Below are 13,179 nucleotides of genomic sequence, written 5' to 3' on the forward strand. Positions count from 1 at the left end.
TATATAAATAAAAAGGAACAAATATATGGATAAACAACTTAAAGAATATACCGAGAGCGGTAAGAAAAATCTAATTGTAATATATATATTATATTTATGCGGAGTAGTAGCACCAATATTGCCTTTAATTGGTGTATTTTTTGCATATCTAAATAAAGATAAAGGTGTGAATTTTGCTACTAGCCATTATTTATTTTTATTTCGTACTTTTTGTCTTGGCATTCTTGGGTGGGTTATATCTTATATATTCACATTTATTATTATTGGAGTAGTATTATATTTTGCATTAGCTATTTGGTATATACTTCGTGTTGCTATCGGTTTTAAATATTTAATAGAGGATAGTTCATACCCAAATCCTATGACTTATTGGATAAAATAAAAAATGATAAAACTTACTATAGATGGTCAAGAAATAGAAGTATCAGAAGGTACTACTGTTTATCAAGCTTGTGAAAAAGCAGGCAAAGAAATCCCACATTTTTGTTATCATGAGCGCTTAAAAATTGCCGGTAATTGTCGTATGTGTTTGGTTGAAATAGAGAAATCACCAAAGCCTATAGCATCCTGTGCTATGCCAGCAGGTAGTGGTATGGTTATTTATACTGATACGCCAATGGTAAAAAAAGCACGAGAAGGGGTGATGGAGTTTTTGCTTATTAACCATCCTCTTGATTGTCCTATCTGTGATCAGGGTGGAGAGTGTGATCTACAAGATCAAGCTTTTAGATATGGCAAAGGTACTAATAGATTTCATGAAAATAAGAGATCTATTAAAGATAAATGTATGGGACCGCTGATAAAAACAGCGATGACTAGATGTATACATTGTACTAGATGTATTAGATTTGCCAATGATATAGCTGGAATAGAAGAAATAGGAGCTATTCATCGTGGTGAGCATATGGAAGTAACTTCTTATTTAGAGCAAACTCTGGATTCTGAAATGTCTGGCAATATGATCGATCTTTGTCCTGTTGGTGCTTTAAACTCTAAACCTTATGCCTTTAAAGCTCGTAAATGGGAATTAAAACATACAAATTCTATAGGAGTACATGATGCTGAAGGCTCTAACACTCGTATTGATAGTAGAGGTGATGAGTTAATGAGAATATTACCTCGTATTAATGAAGAGATTAATGAGGAATGGCTTTCAGATAAGAATCGCTTTAGTTATGACGGTTTGAAATATCAGCGTTTAGATCACCCCTATGTAAGAAAAAATGGCAAATTAATAGAAACAAGCTGGAGTGAAGCTTTAAAAGTTGTGGCTGATAAAATAAATTCCATAGAGCCCCAGGAAATTGCTGCTATTGCTGGGGCTCTTACCTCGGTTGAAGCAATGTTTACTCTAAAAATATTACTACAAAAACTTGGTTGCAGTAATTACAGTACTAATCAGTTTAATTATAAAATAGATGCTAAAGAAAGAGGGAACTACTTGTTTAATACGACTATAGCTAGCATAGAAAAAGCTGATTTATGTATATTAATAGGTGCAAATCCAAGACAAATAGCCCCGATATTAAATAGTCGGATAGGGCGACGGGTCCGCGCCAATTTACTTAGAGTCGTAAGAATAGGAGAAGGACATAATCAAACTTATAAAGTTCAAGATTTAGGCAGTAACATTAAGATAATTGAAGAGTTAGCTAAAGCTAATCATGAATTTGCAAAAGATCTAAAATCAGCAAAATATCCGATGATTATAATTGGTGATGGCGTATATGCAAGAGATGATGGATATGCTATATTATCTCTTGTACATAAAATAGTAGATAAATATTCTGTGATGCGAGATGATTGGAAAGGTTTTAATATACTTCATAATCATGCATCTATGGTTGGTAGTCTTGATATTGGTTTTAATAATTCATTAGATGGGTTAGAAGAAATAAAATTAGCTTATCTTCTTGGTGCTGATGAACTTGATTTCAATAAACTTAAATCAGCGTTTATAGTATATCAGGGGCATCATGGGGATTTAGGCGCTACTAACGCTGATGTAGTTTTACCTTCGGCTGCTTATACTGAACAAAGCGGGATTTACGTAAATTTAGAAGGCAGGCCACAAATAGCAGAAAAAGCAGTACCTACTATAGGTATAGCTAAAGAAGATATAGCTATTATTAAAGAGCTTGCTGGTTATTTAAAGATAGATATTGAAGTAAATAATTTGCAAGAAGTACGAGCAAAACTCGCTAAAGAATATAAAATATTTGCAAATATCGATAAAATTATAGAGAATAAGTTTGCTCGGTTTAGCTCAGAAGATAAATTATTAAAAGATAATATAACTGCCAGACCAATTAATTATTACATTACTGATGTAATTAGCAAAAATTCGGTAACTATGGCAAAATGTGTAGAGGCTAAAGAGAGCCGCAAGCATGATGAAGCGTTGTTTCATGGCAATTATGTCATTCCTGTGAAAATATGAATCCAGAAAAAGGTATAACAAGCAAGTTTTTTATATTTTTGTTTCTATTAAACTAAAATTATAATTGTTGAGTTATATTAAACCTGTTTATTCTAGCAAATAAAATATTGTAATTATATTATTAAATAAAATCAATAATGGTTCAACTTTAAATGACTCAACTTTTTTTTGAATATGTTTTTCCGTTAATCATAATTGCTTTAAAAGTAGTTGCTATTACTATTCCTTTAATACTTTGCGTTGCTTATTTAACGTATGCAGAGCGCCGCGTTATTGGGCTTATGCAGCTAAGAAGAGGACCTAATGTTGTTGGTCTTTTTGGATTACTTCAGCCTATTGCTGATGCGATTAAGCTCTTATTTAAAGAGCCAATAATACCAACACACGCTGATAAAGTATTATTTATTTTAGCACCGATAATAACATTCATATTAAGCCTTATAGGTTGGGCTGTTATACCTTTTGCAAAAGGTGTAGTTCTTGCAGATATCAATGTTGGTGTTTTGTATATTCTTGCCATTTCTTCCCTAAGTGTTTATGGTATTATTATTGCTGGGTGGGCAAGTAACTCAAAATATGCATTCTTAGGTGCTATACGCTCATCTGCTCAGATGATTTCTTACGAAGTATCAATGGGGCTAGTTATTATTACTGTACTACTTACTACTGGCACTCTTAATTTAAGTCAAATTATTGAAGCTCAAATGATACTTCCTTGGTGGATTGATTTAATGTTAATGCCTATGGGAGTAATATTTTTCATTTCAGTGCTTGCAGAAACGAATAGATTGCCATTTGATATTCCGGAGGCTGAATCAGAACTAGTTGCTGGTTATAATGTTGAATATTCGTCGATGGGATTTGCTTTATTTTTCTTAGGCGAATATGCTAACATGATACTTGTTAGTGCAATGACCACTACGTTCTTTCTAGGTGGTTACCTACCACCGTTTAATATATCTTGGTTAGACTTCATACCTGGTTTCTTTTGGTTTGCATTTAAAGTTGGATTTTTATTATTTTGCTTTTTATGGATCAGAGCTACTCTGCCTAGGTATCGTTATGATCAATTGATGCGTTTGGGTTGGAAAGTATTTTTACCATTAACTCTATTTTGGGTAATATTAGTGTCAAGTGTTCTAGTATATACTGATAATTTGCCGAATGTTTAGGTTAATAAAATAGGTATAGAACTTTTTCTTGACTTTATAGAGTATAATAAAATTTATGATGAAATATACTATTGCTATTTTAAAAAATAATTTTGTTAATAAATTATATGATCTAATATAAGTATTAGAAAATTTAGGGGAATAGGGGAGTATGGTAGAATAAGTAGAGAATGCTGAAGTATCAAAAGCAATAGATAAATCTTCTGAGAAGTAAGAATCTAAGAGAAAATATTTCATGCTAAGGTCATGGTGGATATAGGATGTTAGATTTTCTAACTCGTAAGATAGATTATTACAAAGTTTAACTTTGAATCTTGATTAAATAAAAGATATTGCTATAGAAAATTGCATTCTTGAATTGATCTATATTTATTGATTCTTGGTGTTTTGCGTTAAGAAGAATTAAAAGTAATGGAAGTGTAGGGGTTTGGTTATAAAATAAACATAATTTATGCTAAAATTTGTAACGATAGAGAGTAGAGAAGAGTAAGGTTTTATTTGTAATGTTACGGAAATAGTTTTATTTAGGGGAAAAACAAATACATGTACTTTAGAACCAAAGTTAAGTTAATATAATGAGTAGTAGAAAGTATGAGCATTACTAAATAGAACATGATATGGTAATGCAGTAGAAGGTTATAATCCAAAATGTACGACTTACTAAAATCGTTCTCAAATAAAAAAGCAAGAAAATATTAAGTTATGAGAATAAAAATTTAAATTAGCAGCTTAAAGAATTAAATTATGATAAACTATTTAAAATCATTTTTTCTATTTGAGATAATAAAGGGTATGTCTTTGACTTTGAGATATTTCTTTAAAGCCAAAGTTACTATTAATTATCCTTATGAAAAAAGTCCTGTTAGTCCACGTTTTAAAGGGGAGCATGCGCTGCGTCGCTATGAAAATGGTGAAGAACGTTGCATTGCTTGTAAGCTCTGTGAAGCAATTTGTCCTGCACAAGCAATAGTAATTGAAGCTGGTGAACGAGATGACGGTAGTAGGCGTACTACACGTTATGATATAGATATGACAAAATGTATTTATTGTGGATTATGTCAAGAAGCATGCCCTGTAGATGCGATAGTTGAAGGTCCTAATTTTGAGTTTTCTAGCCTAACACATACAGCACTTATTTATGATAAAGAAAGGTTGCTACAAAATGGTGATAAATGGGAGCAAGCATTAGCTAGTAAACTGCATAAAGATTATGAGTATAGGTGATTATAACAATATGTTTAAACAGATTTATAGTATGGTAGTTTATTTTGTGGCTACTATTAGCTTTATTGTTGGCATTCTCTATTATTCTTAATATATTATTTTATTTCTATCAGGTTATACTAAATGGAGCAATAATAGTACTAATGAGCAATATCTACATAATTTACAATTATATAATAGTAACTTTTATAAATAAATGCACCTTAAAAAGAGATTGAAGAAAAAAGAATTGCTTATAAGAGTATTATATAAAAACTATCAAAGAATGCTCTATAAATACAATAATTAGTTGCTCAGTTTGGATTATAGTTATTCTTATATTTTTTAATTTTATATTGGAAAATTTATAAATGATAGTTAACTTTTAATCTAGAAATTTAAGAGCTACCATCTTATAGCTTATGAATTGATTTTTTATCAATGAGAAAGCTTTATATATTTTAACTCTAAAAGAGATTAGGTTATCAAATTTAAAGCTTTAAATTCAAAATTTCATCTACAATTCAAAAAAAAGAAGTATTAAGCTGTAATATTTGTGCATATTTAATAGATATATTGTTGTGAGAAGATAAAAGGATAATACCACCACTATTGGCTTTCATGACAATTAGGTTATTCAGTAAGTCTCTATTTTCTTTGCTTAGATTTGCCTCAACCTCATCAAGTAACCATAGATCTGTTTGACAAGCAATAAGTTTTGCTATAGCTACAACTTTTTGCATTCCGCTAGATAAAGTGTAGCATTTTTCATCTAGTATCTTATATAATTTAAAATAATGAATTGCTGCTTCTAAAGTTTCAGTGGAATTATAAATTTCTGACCAAAATTTTAGATTATCAAAAACAGTCATTTCGGCTTTTAGACCTAGATTATGACCTATATAAGTACAATAAGGTTTTGCAATATTGTTAACATTAAAGTTTTTATAGTATATATTACCGCTACTTGGTTTCATAATGCCTGCTATCATCCTAAGTAATGAACTTTTACCACAGCCATTTGCTCCTTGTACACATGTTATAGAAGAAGGAAGAAAAGTAATACTTAAATTATTAAACAAATTTCTTTGTTCTATATTAAACGTTAATTGGTGGAGTAATAGCATTGTGAATTATTCCCTGAGATGACAGCAATTAAGTCAGCATTGCTAAAAAATACTTTCAATATGACTTTTACAAAAGCAACAATCTAGAATAAGCTAACTTAATATAGTATAAAATAGTAACTTAGCAAAATAAAAGCACAAGAAACTTGTATATATTTTTTACTAGATTTCTGCTTCTGCAGGAACAACATTGAATTCTTTTTAAGAATCATACAAAAAATATCATAGTTAGGTTTAGTTACCAGAGCCTAGCAAATTTTGTACAGATCGATGAAATATATTTAAAATAGAGTTTGGCATTAAACCAAAATAAATGATTAGTAATATTAAAGGAGCTATTGAGATTATTTCATATCTATATAAGTCTTTAAAATATAAAATCTCTTTATGTTTGATCTCACCTAGTATTACATCTTTATATAATTTCAGCATATAAACTGCACCAAGAATTATACCAAGAGCTGCTACACAAGCTGCTATTGCATTTGTTTGGTAAATTCCAAGCAAGCTTAAAAATTCTCCAATAAATCCGCTAGTACCAGGGAGCCCAACAGAACCAAGCATTGCAATCATAAAAAATGTAGCAAGTAGAGGCATTTTGTTTGCTACACCACCATATTTAGCTATTTCTTTAGTGTGTAACCTCTCATATAAAGTACCTACTATCAGGAATAGACATGAAGAAATCAATCCATGGCTAAGCATCTGAAATAATGCACCTTCAATTCCTGTATCTGTAAAACTAAAAATACCTATCGTAACATATCCCATATGCGCAATTGATGAATATGCTATCATCTTCTTCATATCTTTTTGTGCTAGTGCTATTAGCGAAGCATATATTATTGCAATTGCACTGAGATAAATTACGTAATTAGCAAATTCTTGTGATGCACTCAGTAGAAGCGGCAATAACACACGTACAAAACTGTATCCTCCAAGCTTTAATAGAATACCAGCAAGTATAACTGAACCACTAGTAGGTGCTTGTACGTGTGCATCAGGTAACCAAGTATGAAATGGAACCATAGGGATTTTAACAGCAAAAGCTATGAATATAGCCCACCACAGAATTTGTTGTATAAAAAGCGGGAAATTATTAGTAAATTTAGCAATTTCTGTTAAATCAAAGCTATGAATTTTGCTATAAATATAAATTAATGAAAGTAAGAAAAATACTGAACCAGAAAAAGTATATAAGAAGAATTTAAAAGCAGCATATATCCTATTTTCTCCTCCCCACACACCAATAATAATATACATTGGGACTAATATTACTTCAAAAAATAGATAAAATAATAATAAATTTATGGATGTAAATGCTCCTATACAAAATGATTCTATTAATAAAAAACATACCAAATATTCTTTGATATATTTTTTTACAGTAAATAGGCTGCCAATTATGCAAAGAAGAGTAAGAAAAGAAGTGAGAACCACAAAAAATATTGATATACCGTCAATACCTACATGGAATTCAAGACCAATAGCATTAAGCCACGCACAGCGTTCAACAAATTGATAAGCAGGATTTAAGGGATCAAATTCTACTAATATATAAATAGTAGAGATCAATGTTAAAACTGAACTAAGCACTGCAACATACATTACATATATTGGTTTATCAAACTTTTTACTTTGACTAACAAATAGTAAAATATATATCGCACTTATTAGCGGCAGAAAAATACTAATAGAGATGATTGGTAATTCTAGCATTTTATATACCTACGCCTAACCACACAAAATAACTAATTACTGTAACCATAAATAATACTATATATAAAGTATAGTTAAAAATATAACCTGTTTGTGTTTTACTAGTCAGAGTACTAAAATAATTAATACTTTTTGAAAAACCATTCGGTCCAAAGCGATCAATTATTTTCTGATCGCTAAAATAAAACAGACAAGCTAAGCAGTTAATAGGCTTTATTATTAAATAATTATATAGCTTATCAAAATAATCCTTATTACGTACAGCTAAATTCAAAAAGCTCCATACAAGTGAATTTTTGGAATTTTGTCTGTGCCCATGTATTAATAGTTTGTCTTTAAATTTATATTGTTTAGAATCTTCTGAATTTAGCTGTAACATGTAATCAAAATTTTTATCCTGTCTAATTCTTCTGTAAAGATAGATTCCTATAATAATTCCTATTATACCAATTACCATTGGTAATAACTTAATATATAAAGGTGGATGACTAATTAATAATTTGTAAATATGTAAGTTAAATAGACTTTCGTGGAAATAGCCATTAGGCTTATCAATTGAAAGTAAATAATAACCAATCATACCGCTAAAACAGCTTCCTGCTACCAGTAATATAAGGGGATTATTCATCATCTTAGATGGTTCATGAGCATGTTCAAAAATATCTTTTTTTAGTTTAGTTTTCCCATGAAATACAAGCATAATAATTTTCATCGAATAAATAGCAGTAAGTATTGCTGCTACTATACCAAAAATAAACATAAATGATTCACTAATGTAAGCTGCCTCTAAAATTGAATCTTTAGAATAAAAACCTGCAAGTGGGTAAATACCTATTAATGCAAGTGAACCAATTAAAAAATTTCCATAAGTGACTGGCATTTTGTTTCGCAAACCACCTATTTTAAAAATATCTTGCTCATGAACTGTATGTATTACACTGCCAGCGGATAAGAATAATAAAGCTTTAAAAAAAGCATGAGTGACTAAATGAAATATCCCGCTATTATAGGCTGATACTCCGCAAGCAAGAAACATATAGCCAAGTTGGCTGCAAGTTGAATATGCAATAATCTTTTTTATATCGCTTTGCATAATAGCAACACTTGATGCAAAAAGGCAAGTAATACCACCAATTATTGTAATAACTTGTAGAACCATAGGACTGTATTCAAACAAATATGAACAGCGTGCTACTAAAAATACGCCTGCTGTTACCATGGTTGCCGCATGAATGAGGGCAGATACAGGAGTTGGGCCTTCCATTGCATCAGGAAGCCATATATGTAAACCAATCTGTGCAGATTTACCCATACAACCGATAAATAGTAATAAACATATAATATCTAGAATGGAAAGCTCATAACTAAATAACAATACTTTTGAATTAGATAACAATTCTGCGTTTAAAAATATGTCTTTGTAATTTGCTGAGCGGAAGAAAAAGATAATCGTTATTATACCCAAAATAAAAGCAAAATCTCCAACTCTATTTACTATGAAAGCTTTAATAGCTGCTTTGTTTGCACTATCTTTTGAGTACCAAAAACCGATTAATAAATATGAGCAGACTCCGACACCTTCCCAGCCGAAAAATAATTGTAAGAAATTATCAGCTGATACTAATATTAACATAAAGAAAGTAAAAAGCGAAAGCAAAGACAAGAAACGTACAATCCCTTTATCTGCTGCCATATAACCAAGTGAGTAGATATGCACGACACTTGATACAAATGTTACTGCTATAAACATTATACTAGTTAGCTGATCTATATAAATAGCAAAATCTACATTGAATTGCCCTATTGCAATCCATGGTAATAATTTTATATGGATAATATGTCTGTCTAAACCAGTATGAGAAGATATGATTGTTGCAAATAATGCTGATAAAGATAAAAAGCTAGTCGCAATTATAGAAGCTAGTTTCTTATCTATAACTCTTGAAAACAACCCATTTATTATTGCGGAAGCAAGAGGTAACATAATAATCATTATGGCAATGCTTTGATACATTTTTATCCCTTCATCTGATTAATATCAGTAATTTCAATTGAGCCTTTATTGCGGAAATACATCAGTAATATTGCAAGTCCAATTGAAGTTTCAGCAGCAGCTATTGTTAAGATTATAATACTAAAAATTTGTCCTGATAATTCTTGCATATATACGGAAAACGCTACATAATTTATATTAACTGCAAGCAGCATTAGCTCAATCGACATTAATATTGTAATAATATTTTTGCGGTGCATAAATAACCCAAGCATTCCTACAGTAAAAACTAAGCTGCTTAAAATTAAATAATGATTAAGACCAATATACTCATTCATATTTAATACCCTCAATACCTTTTTTTAGAAGAGGTTTTGTCATTAATACAGCATTTTCTTTATTATGACTCAGTTGTTTTGCAATATTTTGGCGTTTCATATCCCCACGCTTTTTAAGTGTTAACGTAATACAAGTAATCATAGCGACAAATAAAATTAGTCCTGACATTTGAAATGGTAACATAAAATCAGTGTAAAGCACTTTTCCTATTGCTTTAGTATTTGTTATACCATTTGTTATGGCAAATGATAAGTCAGAGTTAAAATTAATATTTTTAGTGCTGAGTAAAATAATAGTTACTAAGTCGGCAAACATAATTAACGCTACGAGAATAGCTAAAGAAAGATTTTCTTTTATTTGAACTATTGCTTTGTTAAGCTGTATATCTAGCATCATTACCACAAATAAGAATAATACTGCTACTGCGCCTACATAAATTACTATTAGCATCATAGCTAAAAATTCTGCGCCAAGCAAAATCATAAGTCCAGAACCATTAATAAAGGCAAAAATTAACCATAGTACAGAATATACAGCATTTTTACTTAAAACGACGCAAAAGCTGCTGATGGTTAGTAATATTGCAAATAAATAAAAAAATATTAACATGGTTTGTTATATTAGTTGAAGAATCGTTTTATCATACTGTGACTTTATCACAGTTGTTGTATAGCTCTAGAAATTTGCTTCTCACTCTACGATTTGATTGTTTTACTAGATACTGTAGACCACAGTATGATAGTTATTTTCTTAAGCCATACGTATAACATTAATGTATTTTTGCTAAACTAGCAAAGCGTTAGAAGAAAATTTCTCGATCATTGGCATAAATAAACTTTCAAGTGCTTTACGTATTTCTTCGTTATTTTCTATTTTTTGTCCATCTTTACTTAGGGTTATTTCATCTTTCGCTACATGGTTCATTACAGCATCAATAATTGCTTTTTCATCACGTGTACCATCCATATATCTAAGTGCAAATTTTTCAAAGAAATTAACTCCAATTGGTTCATGGTTTAAATTTGTTACCCACATATAAGGTGTATGAGTTGCTTGATGTATTACTATTTTTGTTGTTTTAGGTTTATTAAGTTCAGGAGTATCACGATGTTTTTTAGTGGTAATGTTAATATAACCTTGTAATACTAGCTTCATTGCATTATCTAAAAGTTCATTTTTAATTTCATTTAACTTAGTATTATGTAACTTTCTATTAGCTTCTGCAGTTAATTGCTCAAAGCTTAGAGGATTATTTAGGTTTTCGCTGAAACTATAAAGAATAGCTTTCATGTAAGGTGAAGCAGTAGATAAATTAGAATCTGTATTACCATTTAAAAAGAATTTTAATGTTTCTGAAACGTTATTAAGATCTATTTCCTTAAGCGGTTTTTCAGGCACTACGTTAAAGATCATATTAAATTTCATTATGTCATCATTATTAATGTTTCTATTAATTTTTACACCATTGTGACATAGCAAAGTATTCCTAAAACGACGATTTGTAATAAAATCCATATATTGTTCAGTTCTAACTATATCGTTTATAGCTTTTAACTGTTCTACTACTTTTGGGGGCATATTACCAAGATACATAGTGGAAAGATTACAATCAGCTAAATATTGTAAATTATATTTTCTAGCTTCATTCATAAATTCATGGAAATAGAATTGAGCGTTTTCTTCTTCTAAGTGATCATGACGTAAATAATGATCGGTTTGCTTAGCAAGCAACCCTGCTTCTGTTTTTAATACTTCAGCGTAAGGAGTTTTTGAATTTTCTAAGCTATCTTTAATAAATTCTAATAATAACCTTGATTGAGCTATTCTATCATGTACATTTGGAAATGAACTAGAATGATAAAGCATCATATCTCTAATAGTACGTACCATATTCCAACCAGGTAATGTATTATAGCTAATATATGCTATACCATTTGAATTAAGATTTTTGCTGCATACTTCAAAAATTTTATCTCTAACGTTTTTTGGTACCCAAGAAATTACACCGTGGCAAATTATATAATCAAATTTACCGAATGAATCATCAATATCAATTATAGAATAATGATAAAACTCTATATTTTGTAATTCAAGTTCTTTTACATTTTTATTTGCTTCATCAATTTGCACTTTGGATAGATCAATCCCAACAAAATGAGCTTTTGGATACAGAACTGCATGAGGTATTAAGTTACCACCAGCAGCGCAGCCTAGTTCTAATATTCTTGCAGTTTCAACTTTAGGTGTACTTACTCCAAAAAGATTTGCAAGAGTACTTAAGTGATGAGGATTGGTAAGTGCATAAGGGTAGCTTTCATATGGTACTTCATCATAAGTGTTATGATGTGAATTTGTACTGTTGACAACAGGTTGTGCAGAATGTTCTTCTTTTGTTATTTTATCATGACCATTAACAATGGTAGAAGTATTAGTAGTTTTTACAGACATATTTTTTCCTTATAATTTAGATTTTTATATAAAAATTTCATAGAATTTTCAAAATAGCAACCTATAAGTAAACCATATGCCAAGTGCTCCAACACCTATAGTTTTTTAATAGGGCTTGCTTGTAGAAATTGTAAAAGCATATCATAATTAATTTTCACTCTATATGCTGTTTGTAACTTAACAGTTAAATCGATACTAAAATTTGAAGTTATATACTGTGAACGCCTAGTTCTGCTTTTTGTCATGCAAGACAATTTTTTTAATCCTTATCTACCTTAAAATAATCACTATTTATAACATCTAATCTATAAGAGGAGGATTTCAACTGTGCTATGCCTGCCCCAATTATTATAAATGACATAAAAGACTTTACTTCTGCCAAATTATAAATAAGATTTAGCATATATGTGTTTGATAATACTGTAGTATTTTGGGGAATAGTTAACCATTACTTAAATTTTATTACGATAATATGTAATGTAAGCGACATTTCAGTTGATAAGTGCTGAAAATTCAACAGTTATTTGAGGATATATTATATAACCTACTGCTATACATATTTGATCTTTTTAAAATTATATTAGTATTTGAATATTTATGACGAACCTTACTAATAACTGATTCAACTATTCCACCTTCTGCTCCTATATAAAAAAACTGTTTGTTCTAAGATTTTTTTCTGCATAAGTACATGTTATTAATAGAAATGCTTAAAACAATCATTTTAGTCATTATATC

At 29.9% G+C, this 13,179-nt stretch carries 10 protein-coding genes and 1 pseudogene; 4 read left to right on the plus strand and 7 right to left on the minus strand.

Features of this window, described 5'->3' with window-relative positions:
* The first annotated feature begins 25 nt into the window (after positions 1-25).
* The 4 genes from AC27F4_RS01290 to nuoI all read left to right on the plus strand — a co-directional run bounded on the left by AC27F4_RS01290 (position 26) and on the right by nuoI (position 4,836).
* On the plus strand, positions 26-382 hold the full coding sequence (locus tag AC27F4_RS01290; RefSeq protein ID WP_487061318.1) for a DUF4870 family protein: 357 nt from the start codon (positions 26-28) through the stop codon (positions 380-382).
* A gap of 3 nt (positions 383-385) precedes the next feature.
* Positions 386-2,440 (plus strand): NADH-quinone oxidoreductase subunit NuoG, encoded by a 2,055-nt coding sequence (gene nuoG / locus AC27F4_RS01295; protein WP_487061320.1) that lies wholly within the window; start codon positions 386-388, stop codon positions 2,438-2,440.
* Positions 2,441-2,592: 152 nt separating this feature from the next.
* Positions 2,593-3,612 carry an NADH-quinone oxidoreductase subunit NuoH gene (gene nuoH / locus AC27F4_RS01300; protein ID WP_487061322.1) on the plus strand — a complete coding sequence of 340 codons (1,020 nt, stop codon included), beginning with the start codon at positions 2,593-2,595 and terminating at the stop codon, positions 3,610-3,612.
* A gap of 744 nt (positions 3,613-4,356) precedes the next feature.
* Entirely contained in the window at positions 4,357-4,836 is a 480-nt protein-coding gene (gene nuoI, locus AC27F4_RS01305) for an NADH-quinone oxidoreductase subunit NuoI (protein WP_487061324.1), read from the plus strand.
* 503 nt (positions 4,837-5,339) lie between these two features.
* Here nuoI and ccmA read toward each other — a convergent pair.
* The 7 genes and pseudogenes from ccmA to AC27F4_RS01340 form a co-directional block, all read right to left on the minus strand.
* Positions 5,340-5,942 carry a heme ABC exporter ATP-binding protein CcmA gene (gene ccmA, locus AC27F4_RS01310; protein ID WP_487061326.1) on the minus strand — a complete coding sequence of 201 codons (603 nt, stop codon included), beginning with the start codon at positions 5,940-5,942 and terminating at the stop codon, positions 5,340-5,342.
* Positions 5,943-6,176: 234 nt separating this feature from the next.
* On the minus strand, positions 6,177-7,661 hold the full coding sequence (locus tag AC27F4_RS01315) for an NADH-quinone oxidoreductase subunit M (protein WP_487061328.1): 1,485 nt from the start codon (positions 7,659-7,661) through the stop codon (positions 6,177-6,179).
* 1 nt (position 7,662) lies between these two features.
* Complete coding sequence (nuoL, locus tag AC27F4_RS01320) at positions 7,663-9,675, minus strand: NADH-quinone oxidoreductase subunit L (protein ID WP_487061330.1); 2,013 nt, start codon at positions 9,673-9,675, stop codon at positions 7,663-7,665.
* A gap of 2 nt (positions 9,676-9,677) precedes the next feature.
* Positions 9,678-9,992: an NADH-quinone oxidoreductase subunit NuoK gene (gene nuoK / locus AC27F4_RS01325; RefSeq protein WP_487061332.1), complete on the minus strand. Its 315-nt coding sequence runs from the start codon at positions 9,990-9,992 to the stop codon at positions 9,678-9,680.
* Positions 9,985-10,602, minus strand: a complete 618-nt coding sequence (locus AC27F4_RS01330) for an NADH-quinone oxidoreductase subunit J (protein WP_487061334.1) — start codon at positions 10,600-10,602, stop codon at positions 9,985-9,987. The genes nuoK and AC27F4_RS01330 overlap by 8 nt, the downstream gene beginning before the upstream one ends.
* 174 nt (positions 10,603-10,776) lie before the next feature.
* Complete coding sequence (locus tag AC27F4_RS01335) at positions 10,777-12,441, minus strand: methyltransferase regulatory domain-containing protein (protein WP_487061336.1); 1,665 nt, start codon at positions 12,439-12,441, stop codon at positions 10,777-10,779.
* A 48-nt stretch (positions 12,442-12,489) separates the two neighbouring features.
* A pseudogene (locus AC27F4_RS01340) lies at positions 12,490-13,098 on the minus strand (porin family protein); the annotation flags it as partial.
* Positions 13,099-13,179 lie beyond the last annotated feature (81 nt).

Source organism: Candidatus Rickettsia mendelii (assembly GCF_057543435.1).